We start from the raw sequence: 20,356 nt of genomic DNA, 5'->3' as shown, positions 1-20,356 counted from the left end.
AAAATATTTTCTATCATTCACAACAACTACTAGTCTATACATCTATACTTTACATCTTTTTTTCAAAATTGTGTAGTCTTTCCACAAATTTGTCAGTTTTTTCGCCTCAAAAATTGTGGTTCTGGTGCAAAAACTTCAGGACAATTGCAATCAATCTACAAATCTTGGACAAACGAATCCGACGTCACCTTAAACAAACAAGTGACTCCTGGAGAGTCGATGAAACATATATCAAAATAAAAGGTCAATGGATGTACCTGTATCGTGCTGTTGATTCGAAAGGAAATACAATCGATTTTCACCTGAGCAAAAAAAGAGACCAGAAGGCTGCAAAGCATTTTTTCAAGAAGGCCTTGCAGTCTTTTCATGTTTCAAAACCTCGTGTTATAACAGTCGATAAAAATCCAGCTTATCCTATAGCAATTGTACCAGCCGAACTACCCAGTTCTATCGCTCTGAATAGTATTCTTATGCCGTATTTAGTTACGTTAAAATCTTGGAGGCTAGCCCCCAAATCCCCCAACCAGCACTCACACCCAAAAACAAGGGTTTAATAAAATAAACAAAAAGATTAACCTTAATGGTTAATCTTTTTGTTTATTTTATATTTTATTTTTTATTTTTTCTAAAATAATAAAATCAGCTGATGATAATTTTTTATATTTTTGTTCTATAATTTTTAATACGTTATAATCTTTGTATTTTGATATATAACTCAAGATATCTCGATCTTTAATTGTTGGAATACTATACACAAACCCTTCTGATTTAACAATTCTTGTATATAGAATAATAAAAGAAGAATTACAAGAAAAAATATCGTCTAAAGTTTTTTGAAAATCAGTCTCATTTGTGATGTGATATAAAACATCTAAACATACTACTAAATCACTTTTAAAATATCCTTTATTAATAAAATATTTAGGATTGTATAATAAAAAATTTTTTGTGTTATCTTTTGTAAACATTTTTGAACATATATCTATAGATGTAGGTGAAATATCCATACCTAAGTAGTTATGATATTCCATATATTTTAATTGGTTACCATCGCCACAACCAAATTCAATTACAGTTTGAACTTGGTTTTCAATTATTAATTCATTAATTACATCTTTCTTGAATTCTGCTAACATTCCATATGATCCACTTCCTGAAGTTCCTCCATTGGCATAATTATTTTCCCAGTAATCGATATAATTAAATTCTTCTTCAGTTGTTTTATCCATAATTATCCTCCTTAAAAATAGTAAAATAAAATATTTTTTATAAATATGTATTTTATATGGTTCTGGTGTAAAAACTCTAAAGTTCTTGCAAGTAATCTCCTAAACTTGGACATACTGATAATATATGATTAAAAAAGAACAGATTGATTTACGGGATCAGTCTGTTCAAAACCAGAAAAAATTCATCCATCAATTTTTTGGACTAACAGCATAAAATACAATTCCGCTAGAAATATATGCGCTATATTCTCTTTTATTTTATCTTTGCACCAGAACCAAAATTGTTATACGTTTTCAAGGCACCTTCCTTGACTGTTACGTTGACCAATACATATACTCGAAAGAACAGAGATAAAGTGAAACTTTAATCAGTGGGGGTTTTGTTCATCCCCACTGATTATTAGCCTTCACCAATCGGGCGTTAACGGACAGCAGGGCTCCCACCTAACTTCTTTGCTCCAGCCAAATTTTGAGGTGAGAGTCTTACTGCCCGTTAACGCAGGAAAACTTTTATATAGGGGATGAATATATGGGAGAGGCAATACTCGTAAAGCGAGAACCGTTATGGACAAAAGAGTTTATTGCGCTAATTCTAGCAAACTTATGTATGTTTTTAGGATTTCAAATGTTAATTCCAACTTTACCTGTTTATGTGAAAGAAATTGGAGGCACAAGTTCAAACATCGGATTCGTTGTCGGCATGTTTACCGTTGCAGCACTTTTTATTAGGCCGTTAACTGGAAACGCCTTACAAAAATTCAACAAAAAAATCATTTTAATGATCGGTACCGCTATTTGTTTACTCGCTATGGGCAGTTATCTTTTCGCTTCAACCGTTTTCCTATTACTTGCCGTTCGAATTTTACACGGAGCTGGTTTTGGTATTACAACGACTACATATGGAACTGTCGTTTCAGATTTAATTCCGCAAGCTCGCCGCGGTGAAGGCATGGGGTATTTCGGTCTTTCTGGAACTATCGCCATGGCGCTCGGTCCGCTTATCGGACTTTGGCTTATGCAAGCATATAACTTCACGATTCTTTTTTTATGTGCACTTTCATGCACAATAGTTTCATTAATATTAACGAAACTACTTCAAATCAAAAAATCGCCGCAACCACCACAGCAAACATCTGGTACCTTTCTCGATGGATTTATTGAGCGAAAAGCTTTACTTCCTTCATTATTAATATTATGTATTACATTAATGTACGGGGGAATTGGAAGCTTTATCACATTATTTGCTACGGAAGTCGGCATTGCCGATATTAGTCTCTTCTTTTTATTTAACGCACTTGCAATCGCTGTAACTCGTCCGTTTTCTGGAAAATTATATGATGCGAAGGGCCATACATTCGTCATCATTCCAGGAGTTATTATAACGTTTACAGGTATTATTTTACTGTCGTATACAACTACAATTCCGAGTTTAATTATTGCGGCAGCGTGCTACGGAAGTGGTTTTGGAGCGATTCAACCGGCGCTACAAGCATGGATGATTGACCGAGTAGCACCGCACCGGAGAGGAGTGGCAACAGCAACATTCTTCTCAGCATTTGATCTTGGAATTGGTGCTGGAGCGATTATTTTTGGATTCATTGCACACTTTACAAACTATGCAACTGTATATCGTTATTCTTCCCTATTACTTATCGCGTTCCTTTTCATTTACATCACAAGCTTACGGAAACAAAAACAGGGAGATAAAACAAACGAAAAAGCCGCTGGGTAATGTTAACTGATTCTTTTTCAAAGTACTTGGACTAAAAAAATCATATATACACAAATGCAAAAAGCAGTGGATTCCTCAAAAAATCACACTGCTTTTTTGCATTGTATTGAAAGGTGAACCGCTGTTCTATTTATTCATGTTGTTCGTATGATATTAATATATAGAACAAATTGGAGGAAATGTTGATGAAAGCAATAGTTTACACAAAATACGGTCCCCCGGACGTTCTTCAATTGAAAGAGGTAGAAAAACCTAGTCCTAAAGAAAACGAAATACTTGTAAAAATAAAAGCGACAACCGTAACAGCAGGAGATATTCGTTCAAGAAGTTTTACAGTTCCCTCTTCTGTTTGGCTACCCGCTCGAATTGCACTTGGCTTTAAACAACCGAAAAAACAAATACTTGGAATGGAATTGGCTGGTGAAGTTGAATCAGTAGGAAAAGACGTTACGCGTTTTAAAGCAGGAGACCAAGTTTTTGCTGCTACCCAAGCAAATTTTAGTTCTTATGCTGAATATATTTGTCTACCTGAAGATGGACCCGTGTGCATGAAACCCTCCAATATAACTTATGAAGAAGCCGCAGCCGTTCCAATCGGGGCACGTACAGCATTATTTTTCCTAAGGAAAGCTAACATTCAGAACGGTCAAAACGTTCTTATTTATGGTGCTTCTGGAAGTGTCGGAAGTTATGCAGTACAAATCTCTAAATATTTCGGCGCAACAGTTACTGGGGTATGCAGTAGCACCAATTTAGAGTTAGTCAAATCTCTAGGAGCTGACAAAGTAATTGATTACACCGCAAGCGATTTTTCTACTATAGACGGAGCTTATGATATTATCTTTGAAGCCGTAAATAAAAGTACGTTTTCAGATTGTATGAAATTGTTAAAAGAAGATGGTACTTATATAAATATAGTCGAACCGTTACCGAGTGCTCAAATGCTATGGACGAAATTGACAAGTCGTAAGAAACTAATATTAAGTCAAAATGCACCTGAAACTTCCGAAGCACTAGACTTCCTTAAAGAACTTGTTGAGAACGGTAAAATAAAAGTGATCATTGATAGGCAATATACTTTTGAGGAAATTGTTGAAGCTCATATATATGTAGAAAAAGGACACAAAAAGGGAAATGTCGTCATAAACGTGAAACATAACGACCACTCCTAATAAAAGAAGAACACTGCACATAGTTTTACAATGCGAAGCACTCAAACTTTTTTAACATTAAAAAACAGGGCAAATTCATATGCGAATTGCTCTTTTTTATTGTTGTAAGTAATTCAATCTTTTTTCACTTTCATTTAATACATTCATTTCACACCTCCCCCATTTCCCCTACATATTTTTCTAACTTTGACCAAAAAATATGCAAAAAACCATTATTATAAATAAGGTGAAATTTTACTTAGCGCACCCAATTCGGATAGTTCATTCCGCTATTTTTATTATCCTAAAATAATTTGATAAGTGTGACTTCTTTACAAAAACACTATTTACAAAAGAATAAAACCAATTAAATACAGCTGTTTCTTTAAAGAATTGTAAACTTTTCACCCCTTTGTAAATTTAGTGTAAATTTTACTGATAAACCGTTTACAGTGCCTCAAGGTTTAGTTAATAATTACATCGTACATGAAATTTAAGGAGTGGAATGCGTGGAATATAATATTCAAGATATGATCTTCCAGTTCATTGGTGGATTAGGTATTTTCTTATTCGGGATTAAATACATGGGCGATGGACTGCAACAAGCAGCTGGAGATCGTCTTCGCGATATTCTAGATCGTTTTACAACAAATCCTCTTATGGGTGTACTAGCAGGTATGTTAGTTACAGTATTAATTCAATCAAGTTCAGGAACAACCGCTTTAACAGTCGGACTTGTAAGTGCTGGATTTATGACATTAAGACAAGCAATTGGTGTTATTATGGGTGCAAACATCGGAACGACAGTTACTGCATTTATTATCGGGATTAAAATCGGAGAATACGCTCTCCCAATTATGGCAGTTGGAGCTATCTTACTATTCTTCTTTAAAAATAAAAAAGTACATTCTTTAGGTCAAGTTATATTCGGTTTTGGTATGTTATTCTTCGGTTTAGAATTAATGAGCTCAGGTATGAAACCTCTTCGCTCTTTAGAATCATTCCAAGAATTAATGGTTAGTATGAGTGATAACCCAATCTTAGGAATCGTTGTTGGTACAGTCTTCACTTTAATTGTACAAAGTTCAAGTGCGACAATCGGTATTTTACAAGAATTATTCGGTCAAGGTGCAATTGATTTACAAGCTGCTCTTCCTGTATTATTCGGTGATAACATCGGTACAACAATTACAGCTGTATTAGCAGCAATCGGTACTTCTATTGCAGCAAGACGTGCAGCATTAGTTCACGTTATCTTTAATATCGTCGGTACAATCATTTTTACGATTTTATTAGTACCATTTACAAGTTTAATTCAATATTTCCAAACATCTTTAAACTTAAATCCAGAAATGACAATTGCTTTTGCACACGGAACATTTAACGTAACGAATGCGGTTATTCAGTTCCCATTCATTGCAGTGCTAGCATGGATTGTAACAAAACTTATTCGCGGCGAAGATTCTGCTATTGATTTCAAACCGCAACATTTAAATCCAATCTTTATTGAGCAATCTCCAGCCATTGCTTTAACTGAAGCACAAAAAGAAGTTATTCGTATGGCTGAATTTTCGTTACATGGCTTAAAAGAAGCAACCCAATTTTTAAATACACAAGAAAAGAAACACGCTGATATGGCTACTCAATTAGAAGCTGCTATTAACAATTTAGATAAAAAAATTACCGAGTATTTAGTTTTACTATCAGAAAAACCACTTTCACATACAGACTCTGAAAAGCATTCAGTTCTAGCAGGTGTTGTTGGAGATATTGAACGTGTTGGTGATCATGTAGAAAACCTGGTAGAACTTGTAGATTTCCAAATTTCAAACCGCGTTTCACTATCAGATGAAGCACTAGCTGAATTAAATGAAATGCTTGAATTAACAATTTCAACATTACAAGATGCAATCAATGCCTTAACAAACTTCGACACTGAACTAGCTCAAACGGTTATTGCAAAAGAACGTAAAATCGATCAAATGGAACGTGTACTACGTAAACGTCATGTATTACGTTTGAACGAACGTAGCTGTTCAGGTGATGCAAGTATTATTTTCGTTGATATGGTAAGTAACTTAGAGCGTATCGGTGATCACGCTGTAAATATCGCTGATGGCGTTTTAGGTGAACAAGGAAAAGTAAATTTAAAACAATCATTATAATAGAAAAGAGACGCTAATTTGAGCGTCTCTTTTTTTCATTTCATATTTACAACCGTTCTTCCTTTTAACTTTCCTTGCAGTATAAGTGCAAACTTCTCATCTAATTCTTTTAATGTACATTCTTCTGTATAAGATAATAGCTCTGAATTTTTCCACTCACCGGCTAGCAATGCCCACACTTCTCTTCTCATATCTACAGGACATTGAACTGAATCTATGCCTAAAAGGCTAATCCCTCGCAATATGAATGGGTATACAGTTGTATTTAATTCATGCCCTGCTACGTTACCACACGTTGTTACACAGCCTCCATACTTAACTACCTTTAAAGAACTTTCTAACATGTTTCCGCCTACAGTATCGACAACCCCAGCGTATATTCCTTTAAGCATTGGTCTTTCTGATTCATCACTCAATTCCGCGCGATGAATCATCTTTTTTGCACCTAAACGTAGCAGCATCTCCTTCTCTTCCATTTTCCCTGTTGCCCCTACTACGCTATATCCTAGCTTCCCTAAAATACTAACTGCTACACTGCCTACTCCGCCCGTAGCACCCGTTACTAAAACATCCCCCATATTAGGATTAATTCCTGCTCTAATGAGCTTATATACCGATAAGGCAGCTGTAAAACCTGCTGTCCCGTACATCATACTTTCCTTCAAAGACATTTCTTTTGGTAAAGGAACAACCCAAGATGATGGCACGCGAATATATTCTCCGAAACCACCAGAAGTATTCATACCTAAATCATATCCCGTTACAATAACTTGATCGCCTTCCTGAAAGGCGTTATTTCCACTACTAACTACCTCTCCCGCTGCGTCGATGCCTGGTGTATGAGGATATGTTCTCGTTACACCTTTATTACCAGTAGCTGAAAGGGCATCTTTATAATTTAATGAAGAATAATAAACACGTATTAATACGTCTCCTTCAGGTAAACTATTGACTTCTCTCTCAACAAGCTTTCTTTCAAATTGATTATTTTCTTTTTCGTTCACGACCATTGCTCGGAATGATGTATGATTCATTATGCTCTCTCCTCCATCCGTAAAATCTTTCTTTATTATATAAGAAGTACATATACAGCTAATCACATTTTCTTGGCTATATTTCAACAAATCTTACTTCTCTATTACTTTCTCACAATACATATTTTCATTTCTACTAAAACACATTATACTTGTTCTACATCTTAAAAATAAAATATAGAAAATCTGACTTTTTATAAATAAATTGAATTTTTACGAAATGTAAATGATTTGTAATGTTTTTTTTCGCTAAATTTCATTATAATAAGTGGATATGAGTGCCGTATTTCAATCCAAATGAAGGAGTACAAGAAATGGAGCAAAACCCATCTTTGCAAGAAAATACACGCAATAACCCGAAAAAAAGTAAGAAAAAAACGAAAATTATTATAAGCGCTATTCTATTCTTTTTAATAGTAGGCGGCGGTTATACTTGGTTTTTAGCAAATAAAGCATCTTCTGCTATTCGAAATGCCGCACACGATTTAGCGCGCGGTGATAAATCTGATTTACGTGATAAGGCTGTAAAACCTATTACAAACAATGTATCTGTCTTAATCATGGGTGTTGATGAAAGCGATGTCCGTGGGAAAGAATACGGTGAAGCTATACGAACGGATGCACTATTACTTGCAACTTTTAATAAAGATAGCAAAACTGTTAAACTATTAAGTATTCCACGTGACACATATACTTATATTCCAGTAGAAAAGAAAAAAGATAAAATTACACACGCTCATGCATTCGGTTCTGCTAAAAACGGAAAAGATGGTGGACCACAAGCAAGCATTGATGCAGTTGAAAAATTAATGAATGTTCCTGTCGATTACTTTGTAAAATTCAACTTTAAATCATTTATAAAAATCGTCGATGACTTAGGCGGTATTGAAGTTGATGTACCAGTTGAATTTACTGAGCAAGATAGCAACGATAATGCTGAGGCAATTCACCTGCAAAAAGGTGTTCAAAAGTTAAATGGCGAAGAAGCTCTTGCTCTAGCTAGAACAAGGCACGTTGATAGTGATGCGATGCGTGGTCAACGTCAGCAACTCGTTATCGAAGCCATTTTAAAGAAACTAACAAGCGTTGGATCCGTAACAAAAGTTGGTGACATCATTGATGATATTAACGGACAATTCGTTACAAACTTAACATTCGACGATATGCTTTCATTCTATAAATATGGAGCAGATTCTTCAATTGAGAAATTACAAATTGAAGGTGAAGACTGTTACATGGCAAAAGGTGATGATACATGTAGTAAGTCAGCTGGTGGTGGCCGAACTTACTACTACAATCCAGATAAAAAAGAATTAGCTAATGTTACAAACGAACTTCGTACTCACCTTGGATTACCTGCATATACAAAATCTGATTCTGATTCGAAAAAAACAAGCTCAGAGAAAACAAAAGAATCTAAGTCTGAAAATACGAGTGAACGCGAATCAAGTAACAATGAAACTCAAAATAAGAATAAAAATAACAGTGAAGATACAGAAACATCGTCTAATGACAATGAATAAAGTGAAGCAGTGCTCTATGAAGGTAGAGCACTGCTTCTTTTTAATGCTTTCAAAACAAAAAATCAGAACTTTCCAACTATCTTTTTTAATATTTTTAAATTATAATAAATAATAGTAATCTATTCCAATTACCAGGGGGCTCATACATATGAAAGCTGCAGTAAAACATAACATTTCAGATTTTAAAGAGTACTTAAAATCAAACGATATATACATGGAAGAAAATATAGATGAAAATGATGGTTCTGTACATTTCTCAGTAGGATTAGAAACAGAAGCTGGCGCAAAAATTCAACTTATCGCTGCTTTCCAAAACGAACATCCTGCTGTGGATATATACTGCTTCAATGTTGCTCTTGTACCTGATTCAGCATCAACAAATGACGTTTTACATGTCATTAATGAATTAAACACATCTTATCGATTTGCAAAATTCACGCTAAACAAACAAAATGCAATTGATATTTCAACATCTCTTGCATTCTCAGAACCAAACTTTAATCCCGCACTTGTCTTTGAACATACGAGAATGCTGTATAAGCTGGCAAACGATGAATATAAGAACTTAATGAAAGTTATTTGGGCATAAAGTGAAACTATAATCGGTGGGAGTTTTACTGCCCACAAATAGCGGGATAAAAGAAAAGGATGGGCTGCAAGCAGCACCATCCTTTTTTATTCATATCATATCGATCCACATCTTTATAGCGGTGCCTACAATTAAAATAGATAATACATATTGCAAAACTTTTTGATTCACTCTCTTCCCTACTCTCACCCCAAGAGGAGCGGCAAATAAACTTGCTATCGCAACGATAAGAGCCGGAATAACAACTATTTGTCCAGTAATCACTTTCCCAGTAGTAATTCCTATCGAAGAAATAAAAGTAATAGCGATAGATGTTGCTATTGTCGTACGTATCGGTAGTTTTAAAACAACTAGCATAATCGGGACTAAAAGAAATGCACCACCAGCCCCAATAATGCCGGAAACACTTCCTACACTAAACGCTAGTAAACTAGCTAGCCATTTATTGTACATAATCCCCTCTGATCCCTTACGATCGCTTCGCTTCGGTATAAACATCATAATAGCCGCAATAGTAGCTAATAATGTGTAAACAATGTTTACAGCATGCTCATTTAATAGATTCGCACTAAAGCTACCTACAAAGCTTCCTATTAATATACTAGCCCCCATATACACAACTAACGTTTTATCCATATCGTTACTTTTCCGATATGCCCATGCACCTGCAAAAGTTGCAAAAAACACTTGAACCGCTGTAATACCGCTCACTTCATGTGGTGTATAGCCAGTAAATCCTAGCAATACTGGAATGTATAAGATCATCGGATAATTAATAATTGCACCGCCAATCCCAACCATTCCTGAAATAAACGAACCTATAAACCCAATAATAAAAAGTAGTACTGTTAAACTCATATTGTATCCCCCGCCTTCTAAAAAGAAGGTGATTTAAATAAATAAATTCACATTCCCATCCGAAGCATCTGCTAAATATGCTCCTACCCCAGCAAACTCTACCCCTTCCATAATCTCTTCCTCTTTTAACCCTAATAAATCTACTGTCATTTGACAAGCTACAAGTTTAATACCCTGTTCTTTCGCCAAATCAATTAAATCCGGCAAAGGCATGGCGTTATGTTTTTTCATAATACCTTTTATCATCTTTGGTCCCATACCAGCAAAATTCATTTTAGATAATCCCATTTTATCAGCACCGCGTGGCATCATTTTTCCAAAAACTTTCTCTATGAGAGTTTTCTTTACTTCCACATGTTCATCTTTCCTTAAGGCATTTAATCCCCAAAAAGTATGAAAAATAGTCACCTCTTGATCGTACGCCGCTGCACCATTTGCAATAATATAGGCTGCCATCGCTTTATCATAATCTCCACTAAATAAAACAATCGTTGTTTTCTTCTGTTGTTCCATGTTGGTCTCCCTCCAATTACCTATAGGGGTATTTGATTGCTTATAAAAAGGCTCAAATCGTTTATCTTCGTACTATACGACTTTACCTTCCCAAGCTAACATACCACCTACCATATTGATCGCTCGAAAACCGTGGCTCTCTAAAAACTGAACTGCTCTTGCACTTCTTCCTCCTGAGCGACAAACGATAATATATTCCTGATTTTTATTTAGCTCATGCATACGAAATTCTAATAGTCCTAGCGGAATATTACATGCTTCTAGAATTTTCCCTTCGGCTACTTCTTCTACTTCACGTACATCTACGATATTTACTACTTCTTTACGTAACAATTTTTCTTCTAATTCTTTTACAGTCATTTCTTTCATATTTCCCGTCTCCTTCTTAATTACAAGCATTCATACCACCTGAAACATTGATAACGCGCTGAAACCCTAATTTTTTTAATACTTTTGCTGCTTGCTTACTTCTCATCCCGCTCTGACAAATAACGATTACTTCCTTATTTTTATCTAGCTGATTTGCTTTACTAACTAACTCATTTAGCGGGATATTCTGAAATCCTTTCATATGATTTCCTCTATATTCACCTACTGTACGAACATCGATGAATTGTTTTCCCTTTTTCCCCACTATACTCTTTAATTCTTTTCCATTTATATTTTGAACACCTTTCACCGGTAAAAAACGTGAAATAATAAACGATGCAGCAAGTACAATGAAAAGCGTACTTAATATTGTGTTCATATAACTCCCCCTCTACATTTATAAAATTATTTCTTTCTACGCCTTCTTAATCCAAAACTTCAGTACATCGCTTTCTTCTGCATGCTTTACGATGTCATGACCAGTTTTGTTTGCCCACGCCGGAATATCCTTAATTGACCCTTTATCCGTTACATGTACTTCTAACACTTCTCCAGATTGTAAAGTATCCATCGCTCTTTTCGTTCTTACAATCGGCATTGGACATGCTAAACCTTTCGCATCTAATACTTGTTTTACATTCATCATCTATTCCTCCAGTTTGTTATTTTATAATGAATCATGAACTGCACAACGATTTGGGCCAATCTCCATTTCACGCTCTTCTTCCACACTCGGATAAATCTTACCCATATTCGTTTGACGAATTTCTTCATAAGCATTCGGCTGAGGCGGTAAGTTCTCTGTCACAGTTTTACGAAACTCTACCTCATCAACAATATTTAACCCTACATTCTCCTTAAATAAATCTTGTAAATACGCACTCACAATGCCTCTGTCGTCCATTTCACTTATTTTTGAATAATGAGCCGGTAAAACAATTAAATCTTGAGATAATTCCTTATAACGTTTATATAAAGTATTTCGTAAATCCCCTACCCAGTCTTCCGCCTTCCCAGCAAGGTCTGGACGCCCGATCGAATCTACAAATAAAATATCACCCGACAATAAATAAGAATCATCTACAATAAATGATGTACTTCCAATCGTATGCCCCGGTGAGTATAACGCATCAATTTCAATTTTGGTCCCCCCCACCGTAATAACAGATCCTTCTACAAGCGGTTCGTATGAGAAAACGACTTCCTCGGCATCTTTTGGAGGTAACCAATACGTACCACCTACTTTTTCAGCTAACTTACGCCCTCCAGAAATATGGTCTGCATGTAAATGTGTATCCATTACATTCGTAATCGTAACGCCCTGCTCTTTCGCAAACTCCTCGTATGCTTCAATCGTTCTTACCGCATCAATAACTGCCGCTTCACCGTTTGAAATGACCATATAAGATAAACACCCTTTTCCAAGACGGTTAAATTGATATATACTCCCTCCGCCCTGCACATCTCCTACTTTTAACGGCTTTACATATTCACTCCAAGCTTTCATACCACCAGCTAAATAGTAAACATTATTGAAACCCGCATCCAACAATTGTTCTGCAACAAACTGCGAAGAACCTTCTTTCGCACATACGACTAAAATCTCTTTCTCCCCCGGTAATTCACTTGCAATATGATCTACACCATCTAACAAGTCAAAATACGGCTTATTAATAGAAGAAATTTGTTTCCCTTCAATTTTCCAATCTTCATAATCCGTCTCATTACGAACATCTAAAATAAACAACTCTCCGAATAAAACTTTCTCTGCAACATCTTTTACTTGTAACATCTTAACGTCCATCCAATTACCCCCATAGGTATATTTATATTTAAAAAATTTTACTTTTCCATATTCCCTTGCCACTCTAACATACCTGGAATGACATTTTTCACATTTGAATAGCCTTTTTCTTTCAACATTTGGCAAGCTACATCACTGCGGTTACCTGTTCGGCAAATAACATATATTTGCTTCGTCTGATCTAACGCTGCACTGTCTAATTCGCCTAACGGCACCGAAATGGCTGATGGAATATGACCAAAAGCAAACTCCGCTGCTTCGCGAACATCTAATACGATGCACTCTTCCTCGCGAGACAATATAGACTGTAATTCCGTATTCGTAATTGTATGAGGATATTTCACAACTTCATTCACTTCATGCTCGTGTGCTTTCCTCACATAATGCATCAATATGTCACCTTCGTGTTTCGTCCCGATATATTGATGCCCTACTTTACTCGCCCAACTTTGTATATCTATCGTAGATCCTTTATCTGTTGCCTCAATTTCAATCACTTGCCCCGATATCAATCCTTCCATTGCCTTCTTCGTCTTCACAATCGGCATCGGACAAGCCAAACCTTTACAATCTAAACTCATATCTACTTTTATACTCATTATCGATTCCTCCACATTTTATATACATATACCAGTAGGGGTATATAAACCCGTTTTTGAAAATCTGTCAACACATACGTTTGACAGATTATCGGCTTTTTACAAGTAATTGAACAGCTTCTTTAATTAACTCTTCGTTTGAACCATTACCTGTTTCAAACTGCTCACGCAAACATTGCTCTAAATTTGTTCCAACAACAAGTCCAATTGTACGATCTAATGCAGAACGGGATGCAGTTAACTGTGTAATAACATCTCGGCAATCTTTTCCCTCTTCCATCATGCGAAGCACACCACGAACTTGACCTTCAATACGTTTTAATCTATTTTTCATATCTTGATTATATTCCATTCTATAATCACCTCATTACCATTATGTCACTATTTATATCTTATGACAATATATTATACCCTGTAGGGTATAATGTAAACCCCTTAATTTTAATTTTTTAACTACATATGAAAAAAGGCATAAAGTGAGACTTCTATCCTTATTTTTTGTGTAGGCTATACAAAGCTGAATTTTACGAGCAGCAATCTCCCACCAACTTTTAAAGTGGAAGATTCACTGCCCATAAACTTCAATATACAATACGGTCTGGTAATACTGTCCCGTATAATTTAAAACCACCATCTACGTTCTTTACCTTATATCCTTTTTCTAATAACATGCGCGCTGCAACATACCCTCTCATACCAAGTTGACAAGTAATATATATTTCTTTATCCACCGGCACTTCATCCAAGCGATCACGTAATTCATCTAACGGAATATTAATAGAGCCTTTAATCATTCCCTGTTTTAATTCATTAGGCTCTCGAACATCAATAAGATATCCACCATCTTCAACAATACGATCTATTTCATGCCATTGTACTGTGTCCATAAAACCATCTACTATATTACTTGCCGCATACCCCACCATGTTTACTGGGTCTTTTGCAGAAGAATAGGGCGGGGCATATGATAATTCTAAATCCGGTAAATCGATTACAGTTAAATTTGCTTTTATTGCCGTTGCGATAACATCAATACGCTTATCTACACCATCACGTCCTAATGCCTGCGCTCCATAAATTTTTCCGCTATCTTTATTAAAAATTAATTTTATTAGCACTGGCGTAGCATTCGGATAATATCCAGCATGAGAATTTGCTTGTACGTGTACTACCTCATAGGGTATATTTAACCGTTTCAATATTTTCTCATTTACTCCCGTCGAAGCAACTGTTAAATCAAAAACTTTAGCTATAGAAGTTCCCATCGTACCTTTATATAAAGAATCCATATGACCATGAATAATATCTGCTAACATGCGACCTTGACGATTAGCCGGCCACGCTAAAGGAATCATTGTTTCTGTTTCTGTAACAAAATCTTTTACTTCAATCGCATCACCAATTGCATATATATGTTGGTCCGATGTTTGAAATTTCTCATTTACTTTTATCGTTCCTCTAACTCCTAGTGCTAATCCTGCATCCTTCGCTAAACTACTCTCTGGTTGTACACCAATTGCTAAAATAATCATATCTGTCTGTATGTTTGAACCACTTTTTAAACGTACAACAGTCCCGTCCGCTTCCAATGCATCTACACCATCTTCAAAAACAAGCTCAACATTGTGATTCTTCATATGCTCGTGTACATATGCAGCCATTTCATAATCAATCGGTGGCATCACTTGATTGGCCATCTCTACAAGAGTAACATCAAGTCCTCGTTCTCTTAAATTTTCAACCATTTCCACTCCAATAAATCCACCACCAATAACCGTCGCATGACGTGGTTTCTTCTCATCAATATATGCTTTAATACGATCTGTATCAGGTACATTTCGTAACGTAAACATCGCCTTCGCTTCTTCAATACCTGGAATAGGTGGAACAATTGGTTTTGCCCCTGGTGAAAGAATTAACACATCATAGTTCTCGTTATATGTTTCATTTGTAGTTACATTCTTTATAGTAATTGTTTTCTCTTCTTTATTAATCTTTACCACTTCACTTAATACACGTATATCTAAATTAAAACGCTTTGACATCTTTTCAACGGTTTGTACTAATAATTTTTGTCTTTCTGTAATTACACCGCCAATATAGTATGGTAATCCACAATTTGCAAATGAAATATATTCACCGCGCTCAACCATAATAATTTCATCCTCTTCACTTAAACGACGAAGCCTTGCAGCTACTGATGCTCCACCAGCAACTCCACCTACTACAACAATTTTTCTAGACATATTTTAAACCTCCATGTTGTTTATTATTTAATTTCTCCATGTATTACAAACAGAAAACTCATACCCGTATGGGTATATAATAAAATATACAAAAATCATTTTCAATATATATATCTTTTGTTCACAAATTCGAAACAAAAAAGAACCTAGATAGCTCCAGGTTCTTTTACGTATATTTCTATAACTTTCTGTACAATGAAATCTGCTGTATTCTCCTCTGGCGGCATCAACAAGTTTGTAACCGGCCCATACACAACAGGATTTAATTCCACTTCATACCCACCATATGCATATTCCTCTTTTGTCGGTAAGTAACCAATATATCCATTCGTATAGCCACCAAAGAAAGCTAGTTCATCTTGAAGACTCTCTCTCACTTCTAACGCAGTTTCTGAAAAAGGTTCCATCGGTATCCCAGAGAACATACCATCATTAATTTGAAACAGTTGAATTTCTAAATCGATACTTAACTGCCGAATACCTTGCTTATATTTCTCTAAAACGATAGCAAGCCATTCATCCGTATTCACGCCCCACTGCTTCTCAGCTAATTGAGCCATGCTTCGTATCTCATCAATTTCAGGAATATCCTTCAACTTCATTTGCATCGTACTCGAAATTGTTCTTAAATTTACAATCGGGCTATAAGTAACTGTTGGCAACATCGTTAATACATGTCCACTAAGCATGTAGGCCATTTGTTTTAACGCTTCCCTTGAACCACGATACTTCGCGTTCACGTTTCCAGCTGCACCTTGAACAATAATAACAGGACAGTTTACTATTTTCTCAAGAATCTCTCTCGTCATCCCTGGATAATCCGCTGATAATACATCACTATCACCTTTTAAAACATTCGGATGCGCAGTACAAAATACTACAAGTCCAAATAGCTCCTTCGTTGCAGCATCTCTCATCGCTAACATACCAATTCGTTTATCTACAACACCCTCTATATTTGTTCCCATCTTCGCTTTTCCATCAGATGTTCTCTCTCTTCGATTTACTCCAATATCACCTGTCGTAACACCCCATCCAACTTCACATAGCTTCATATTTTTATTTGCAGTAACAGCACCCTGCACTACATTATTTAGTAAAATCGTTTTATACGACTTTATTAAAGGATGATCACCAACTGTTTCCGGACCAGAGTGTGTATGTGTATAAACAACTGTTATTCGCTCAACTGGCACATGAAGCTCACTCGCTACTCGTTCACGAATAATATTCGTATCTTCTACTAACATCCCGATATTATCAATACTTATAAACACCGTTTTTATTTCATCTTTTTCAAATACAAAGATCGTACCGTAAATACGCTCCTCAATATTATTAATTCCTGTATCTCTATGGTATCCGATAAAATCAATACCTACAGGTGGCGTAATATCTACCTTATATACCCCTACTTTGCTCATTTGAATTGCTCCATTTCTATATGTAACTCCCTTTCTTCAAGAATAGCATATTTAACTTTGTTCCAAATAAAAAAGAACGGACACAGCATTCTATGTCCGTTCTTTCCATCACACATACTTCCGATGCACCATCTTCCCATCATAAGAAAACACAACACCCTTACTCTCCACAATCGACTCCATATGCACTGTTCTTCCCCATAACTGATGAAGATACGGTAATACTTTTTCTAAGTATTTTAAATCGAGCTCAATTCCTTCGTAACTATGTTTAATGTACAATTCTCCGTTCTTTAAGTAGTCTCCATCTTCTACTACTAAGTACGGGAAACCTCCATTTGTACGCATATTTACGAGTTGATCACGCACATTTTCCCACTCTTTATCTATTACTTTATATTCTTTTCCTTGGCGCTGGAATAAGTACATATCTTCTCTCATTACGAGTTCTTTATTTAAATAGTTTCTTAGGAACGATACATCCCATTCGATTTCCCGTACTTCAAAGATTTTGTCACGACCAGAACCTGGTTTTACACCACGCCTTTTCATTTCTTCTGTCGGGTTGTTATAGCGTTCTTCAATATCTTCAAACATTTTAATACCGAGGTAGTATGGATTAATACTTGTTTTTGACGGCTGTACGACACCTGCATTTAATTTCGCGAATTCGATTGCTTCAGAAGATGTTAAGTCCATTTCACGAAGTATGCGTTGATGCCAATACGAAGCCCAGCCTTCATTCATGATCTTCGTTTCAAGCTGCGGCCAGAAATATAACATTTCCTCGCGCATCATCGTTAATATGTCACGCTGCCACTCTTCAAGCTCACGGCTATATTCTTCAATAAAGAGGAGCAAATCTTTCTCTGGCTGCGGTGGAATCTTCTTCTTTTTGCGTATATTGGATCGTTCCCTCGTTTTATGTCGATCATCTAAATTCCATAAATCATCGTATTGTGATGCCTTTTTCTTGTCTACTTCTTCCTCTTCTAAATCATCGATACTCCATGCAAGTTTCGGGCGCATAAGTGACGGATCAATGTGTTCTTGAATAGCGAGTACTGCATCTAAAAATGTTTCTACTTCTGCCTTTCCATACTTATGCTCATATGCCTTCACACGTTCAGCTGTTGCTGACATGCTCTCCACCATATCACGTTTCGTATTAGAGAAACGAATATTATTTTTGAAAAAATCACAGTGCGCTAAAACGTGCGCCACGATTAGTTTATTTTGAATTAAAGAATTCGTATCTAATAAAAAGGCATAACATGGATCAGAGTTAATAACGAGTTCATAAATTTTACTAAGTCCCAAATCGTATTGTAACTTCATTCTGAAAAATTGCTTTCCAAAACTCCAATGTGAAAACCTCGTCGGCATCCCATATGCACCAAATGTATAAATAATTTCCGCTGGACATATTTCATAACGCATCGGATAAAAATCAAGCCCAAATCCAGTCGCAATTTCCGTAATTTCCGCAATTGCATATTGCAGCGCTTTATCGTCACTTGCTCTCATTATTTTCCCTCCTTACACTTTCCCTTAAGAAAGTGTATGATGGGGAACAAGCTTTCATGAGGATTGATTGCATAATAAAAAGACACCCCCGCAAAAACAAGAATGTCTCATCTATTAACCTTCAATAATCTCCATTTTCTCCGTAATCGGTGTACGAGCTTTTCCTTCTGGTGCTTTATCGAAATAGCCGATGTGAAGAATTCCAACGATACGTTGACCTCTTGTTAAACCAATTCCTTCTATAAATAGTGGATTGTAGTTTAATCCTCCTGATTTCCAAACACATCCTAAGCCACGCTCCCAAGCAAGCAATTGGAAGTTTTGCATAAATGCACATGTTGCAGCGTAATCTTCGTCACGTGGAATTTGGCGTGGATCTTCATTAATGTAAACAACGATTTGTGCAGGTGTGCTTAAGAAACGGTCAGATAAAATTTTGCCGCGTTTCGCTCTTTCTTCTTCTGTGAAAGAGTTTAATACTGCGTCTACTAATTTCTGACGGCCTTCTCCAATGTATAATTTACAATTCCACGGTTCACGATGTTTATGATTTGGTGCCCATGTTGCGTCGTTTAATAATTGAATTAATAACTCTTTTTCTACTGCTTTATCTGTGAATGTACGAACAGAACGTCTTTCTTTAATAACGTTTGCGATGGAAGTATATGTAGTCATATTTTTCTCTCCCTTATTTTTATCTATATGTATAAATTCGTTATTGATATTGATTTTCAATTTCGATTATAACCTAATTTTTCACTATTAATCAATGTTTTATGTTGGAAAACCAAGAAAAACTTCTTTTAATACTGTGAATAAAAAAACTTAACTTGTTCACAAGTTTTTCACATTTTATGGAAATGATATGTGTGAGTTTTCCACATTATCCATCTAGGAGGAGTTTTATATGTACAAGAAAATCGCAGTAAGTATGACTATGGCAGCATTATTATGCGGAGTGTCTGTTTTCCCTGCTTCCGCTGCCTCGCCAAAAGAAGTAACAATGCATCATCATAAACCAATTTCAGAAGAAGAAATGCAATCATTAGAAAAACTCGGCTATAACAAACATGAAATTTGGAAAGCTGCTCACATTGCAAGAATAAGCAAAAAGGAAATTAAAGACGTTTTAGCTTACTATAAACAAAATAACTCTTGGGAGAAAACAGCAGCGCATTTCGGTGTAGATTCGAGTAAGTTGAAAAAGCATCATATGAATAAAGAAACAAAGAAAGCTTTATTACAACAGTTAGCAACTATGCAAAAATCCACACCGGATCAGCTAAAACAAAAAATGAAAGAGTATAACATCGGCTTACGTCATCTTGCTGTGTTAACAATCATCTCCCAAAAAAGTAATACCTCTCTCGATGATGTACTAAAAATGAAAAAAGATGGGATGGATATTAAACAAATCGCGGAAAAATTAAATGTTAAAAGAGAAGATATACGAGCAGAGATGATTAAATTAGTGAAGTCTATTAAAGAGAAGAAAACAAATTAACACGCCAAAAAGGAAGAGATATTTAATACTCTTCCTTTTCTTTATAAACTTTCAATTTTCAAGTATAAATTCCCCTCGTTCCCAAAAAC

20 protein-coding genes and 2 pseudogenes are annotated in these 20,356 nt (G+C 35.7%); 8 read left to right on the top strand and 14 right to left on the bottom strand.

Annotated elements, in window-relative coordinates; translation table 11 throughout:
• Positions 1–164: 164 nt before the first annotated feature.
• Positions 165–452, top strand: a pseudogene (locus QUF93_RS06430) (IS6 family transposase); the annotation flags it as partial.
• 150 nt (positions 453–602) lie between these two features.
• Here QUF93_RS06430 and QUF93_RS06425 read toward each other — a convergent pair.
• Positions 603–1,229: a methyltransferase domain-containing protein gene (locus tag QUF93_RS06425; RefSeq protein WP_289358190.1), complete on the bottom strand. Its 627-nt coding sequence runs from the start codon at positions 1,227–1,229 to the stop codon at positions 603–605.
• 121 nt (positions 1,230–1,350) lie between these two features.
• Here QUF93_RS06425 and QUF93_RS06420 point away from each other — a divergent pair.
• The 4 genes and pseudogenes from QUF93_RS06420 to QUF93_RS06405 form a co-directional block, all read left to right on the top strand.
• Positions 1,351–1,443 (top strand): annotated as a pseudogene (locus tag QUF93_RS06420) (IS6 family transposase); the annotation flags it as partial.
• 315 nt (positions 1,444–1,758) lie between these two features.
• On the top strand, positions 1,759–2,961 hold the full coding sequence (locus QUF93_RS06415) for an MFS transporter (protein ID WP_289358189.1): 1,203 nt from the start codon (positions 1,759–1,761) through the stop codon (positions 2,959–2,961).
• 185 nt (positions 2,962–3,146) lie between these two features.
• Entirely contained in the window at positions 3,147–4,133 is a 987-nt protein-coding gene (locus QUF93_RS06410; protein WP_289358188.1) for an NAD(P)-dependent alcohol dehydrogenase, read from the top strand.
• A gap of 488 nt (positions 4,134–4,621) precedes the next feature.
• Positions 4,622–6,277 carry a Na/Pi cotransporter family protein gene (locus tag QUF93_RS06405; RefSeq protein ID WP_289358187.1) on the top strand — a complete coding sequence of 552 codons (1,656 nt, stop codon included), beginning with the start codon at positions 4,622–4,624 and terminating at the stop codon, positions 6,275–6,277.
• A gap of 35 nt (positions 6,278–6,312) precedes the next feature.
• On the opposite strand, the gene QUF93_RS06400 is transcribed toward QUF93_RS06405, so the two are convergent.
• Positions 6,313–7,311 (bottom strand): YhdH/YhfP family quinone oxidoreductase, encoded by a 999-nt coding sequence (locus tag QUF93_RS06400; RefSeq protein WP_289358186.1) that lies wholly within the window; start codon positions 7,309–7,311, stop codon positions 6,313–6,315.
• A gap of 314 nt (positions 7,312–7,625) precedes the next feature.
• On the opposite strand from QUF93_RS06400, the gene QUF93_RS06395 reads away from it, so the two are divergent.
• Both QUF93_RS06395 and QUF93_RS06390 read left to right on the top strand, forming a co-directional pair.
• Positions 7,626–8,834, top strand: coding sequence for an LCP family protein (locus QUF93_RS06395; RefSeq protein WP_289358185.1), 1,209 nt, complete (start codon positions 7,626–7,628; stop codon positions 8,832–8,834).
• A gap of 148 nt (positions 8,835–8,982) precedes the next feature.
• Positions 8,983–9,423 (top strand): hypothetical protein, encoded by a 441-nt coding sequence (locus QUF93_RS06390; RefSeq protein WP_289358184.1) that lies wholly within the window; start codon positions 8,983–8,985, stop codon positions 9,421–9,423.
• Positions 9,424–9,513: 90 nt separating this feature from the next.
• Here QUF93_RS06390 and QUF93_RS06385 read toward each other — a convergent pair whose 3' ends face one another.
• The 12 genes from QUF93_RS06385 to QUF93_RS06330 all read right to left on the bottom strand — a co-directional run bounded on the left by QUF93_RS06385 (position 9,514) and on the right by QUF93_RS06330 (position 19,438).
• The gene (locus tag QUF93_RS06385; protein WP_289358183.1) at positions 9,514–10,281 is read right to left on the bottom strand and encodes a sulfite exporter TauE/SafE family protein; all 768 of its coding nucleotides are present in this window, start codon (positions 10,279–10,281) and stop codon (positions 9,514–9,516) included.
• 33 nt (positions 10,282–10,314) lie between these two features.
• Positions 10,315–10,794: a DsrE/DsrF/DrsH-like family protein gene (locus QUF93_RS06380; RefSeq protein WP_071771170.1), complete on the bottom strand. Its 480-nt coding sequence runs from the start codon at positions 10,792–10,794 to the stop codon at positions 10,315–10,317.
• Positions 10,795–10,866: 72 nt separating this feature from the next.
• The gene (locus QUF93_RS06375) at positions 10,867–11,163 is read right to left on the bottom strand and encodes a rhodanese-like domain-containing protein (RefSeq protein WP_289358182.1); all 297 of its coding nucleotides are present in this window, start codon (positions 11,161–11,163) and stop codon (positions 10,867–10,869) included.
• 16 nt (positions 11,164–11,179) lie between these two features.
• Complete coding sequence (locus QUF93_RS06370; protein ID WP_289358181.1) at positions 11,180–11,542, bottom strand: rhodanese-like domain-containing protein; 363 nt, start codon at positions 11,540–11,542, stop codon at positions 11,180–11,182.
• Between the two features lie 36 nt (positions 11,543–11,578).
• The gene (locus tag QUF93_RS06365; protein ID WP_071747801.1) at positions 11,579–11,809 is read right to left on the bottom strand and encodes a sulfurtransferase TusA family protein; all 231 of its coding nucleotides are present in this window, start codon (positions 11,807–11,809) and stop codon (positions 11,579–11,581) included.
• Positions 11,810–11,830: 21 nt separating this feature from the next.
• Positions 11,831–12,967 (bottom strand): MBL fold metallo-hydrolase, encoded by a 1,137-nt coding sequence (locus QUF93_RS06360; protein ID WP_289358180.1) that lies wholly within the window; start codon positions 12,965–12,967, stop codon positions 11,831–11,833.
• Between the two features lie 38 nt (positions 12,968–13,005).
• Entirely contained in the window at positions 13,006–13,581 is a 576-nt protein-coding gene (locus QUF93_RS06355) for a sulfurtransferase TusA family protein (RefSeq protein WP_141533270.1), read from the bottom strand.
• Positions 13,582–13,654: 73 nt separating this feature from the next.
• A complete protein-coding gene (locus QUF93_RS06350) occupies positions 13,655–13,918 on the bottom strand; it encodes a metal-sensitive transcriptional regulator (protein WP_000456201.1) in 264 nt (87 codons plus the stop codon).
• A gap of 229 nt (positions 13,919–14,147) precedes the next feature.
• Positions 14,148–15,812 carry a CoA-disulfide reductase gene (gene cdr, locus QUF93_RS06345; protein WP_289375234.1) on the bottom strand — a complete coding sequence of 555 codons (1,665 nt, stop codon included), beginning with the start codon at positions 15,810–15,812 and terminating at the stop codon, positions 14,148–14,150.
• 146 nt (positions 15,813–15,958) lie between these two features.
• Positions 15,959–17,236, bottom strand: a complete 1,278-nt coding sequence (locus QUF93_RS06340) for a neutral/alkaline non-lysosomal ceramidase N-terminal domain-containing protein (protein ID WP_289358178.1) — start codon at positions 17,234–17,236, stop codon at positions 15,959–15,961.
• Positions 17,237–17,344: 108 nt separating this feature from the next.
• A complete protein-coding gene (gene spoVR / locus QUF93_RS06335; RefSeq protein ID WP_289358177.1) occupies positions 17,345–18,763 on the bottom strand; it encodes a stage V sporulation protein SpoVR in 1,419 nt (472 codons plus the stop codon).
• A gap of 114 nt (positions 18,764–18,877) precedes the next feature.
• Positions 18,878–19,438, bottom strand: coding sequence for a nitroreductase family protein (locus tag QUF93_RS06330; RefSeq protein WP_002116365.1), 561 nt, complete (start codon positions 19,436–19,438; stop codon positions 18,878–18,880).
• Between the two features lie 232 nt (positions 19,439–19,670).
• On the opposite strand from QUF93_RS06330, the gene QUF93_RS06325 reads away from it, so the two are divergent.
• On the top strand, positions 19,671–20,267 hold the full coding sequence (locus QUF93_RS06325) for a hypothetical protein (RefSeq protein ID WP_289358176.1): 597 nt from the start codon (positions 19,671–19,673) through the stop codon (positions 20,265–20,267).
• Positions 20,268–20,356: the final 89 nt, after the last annotated feature.

This window comes from Bacillus hominis, from assembly GCF_030348325.1.
In the GTDB taxonomy this organism is placed as follows: Bacteria; Bacillota; Bacilli; order Bacillales; family Bacillaceae_G; genus Bacillus_A; species Bacillus_A hominis.
The sequence above is the reverse complement of the archived record's forward strand: the minus strand, read 5'-3'. Positions and strand labels throughout refer to the sequence as shown.

Excerpts from the sequence above, each read along its gene's own strand:
- QUF93_RS06340 (WP_289358178.1), bottom strand. The coding sequence starts at position 17,236 with ATGAGCAAAGTAGGGGTATATAAGGTAGATATTACGCCACCTGTAGGT.
- QUF93_RS06325 (WP_289358176.1), top strand. The coding sequence starts at position 19,671 with ATGTACAAGAAAATCGCAGTAAGTATGACTATGGCAGCATTATTATGC.
- QUF93_RS06350 (WP_000456201.1), bottom strand. The coding sequence starts at position 13,918 with ATGGAATATAATCAAGATATGAAAAATAGATTAAAACGTATTGAAGGT.
- cdr (WP_289375234.1), bottom strand. The coding sequence starts at position 15,812 with ATGTCTAGAAAAATTGTTGTAGTAGGTGGAGTTGCTGGTGGAGCATCA.
- QUF93_RS06330 (WP_002116365.1), bottom strand. The coding sequence starts at position 19,438 with ATGACTACATATACTTCCATCGCAAACGTTATTAAAGAAAGACGTTCT.
- QUF93_RS06385 (WP_289358183.1), bottom strand. The coding sequence starts at position 10,281 with ATGAGTTTAACAGTACTACTTTTTATTATTGGGTTTATAGGTTCGTTT.
- QUF93_RS06410 (WP_289358188.1), top strand. The coding sequence starts at position 3,147 with ATGAAAGCAATAGTTTACACAAAATACGGTCCCCCGGACGTTCTTCAA.
- QUF93_RS06370 (WP_289358181.1), bottom strand. The coding sequence starts at position 11,542 with ATGAACACAATATTAAGTACGCTTTTCATTGTACTTGCTGCATCGTTT.
- QUF93_RS06400 (WP_289358186.1), bottom strand. The coding sequence starts at position 7,311 with ATGAATCATACATCATTCCGAGCAATGGTCGTGAACGAAAAAGAAAAT.
- QUF93_RS06365 (WP_071747801.1), bottom strand. The coding sequence starts at position 11,809 with ATGATGAATGTAAAACAAGTATTAGATGCGAAAGGTTTAGCATGTCCA.
- QUF93_RS06415 (WP_289358189.1), top strand. The coding sequence starts at position 1,759 with ATGGGAGAGGCAATACTCGTAAAGCGAGAACCGTTATGGACAAAAGAG.
- QUF93_RS06380 (WP_071771170.1), bottom strand. The coding sequence starts at position 10,794 with ATGGAACAACAGAAGAAAACAACGATTGTTTTATTTAGTGGAGATTAT.
- spoVR (WP_289358177.1), bottom strand. The coding sequence starts at position 18,763 with ATGAGAGCAAGTGACGATAAAGCGCTGCAATATGCAATTGCGGAAATT.
- QUF93_RS06395 (WP_289358185.1), top strand. The coding sequence starts at position 7,626 with ATGGAGCAAAACCCATCTTTGCAAGAAAATACACGCAATAACCCGAAA.
- QUF93_RS06425 (WP_289358190.1), bottom strand. The coding sequence starts at position 1,229 with ATGGATAAAACAACTGAAGAAGAATTTAATTATATCGATTACTGGGAA.
- QUF93_RS06360 (WP_289358180.1), bottom strand. The coding sequence starts at position 12,967 with ATGGACGTTAAGATGTTACAAGTAAAAGATGTTGCAGAGAAAGTTTTA.
- QUF93_RS06390 (WP_289358184.1), top strand. The coding sequence starts at position 8,983 with ATGAAAGCTGCAGTAAAACATAACATTTCAGATTTTAAAGAGTACTTA.
- QUF93_RS06375 (WP_289358182.1), bottom strand. The coding sequence starts at position 11,163 with ATGAAAGAAATGACTGTAAAAGAATTAGAAGAAAAATTGTTACGTAAA.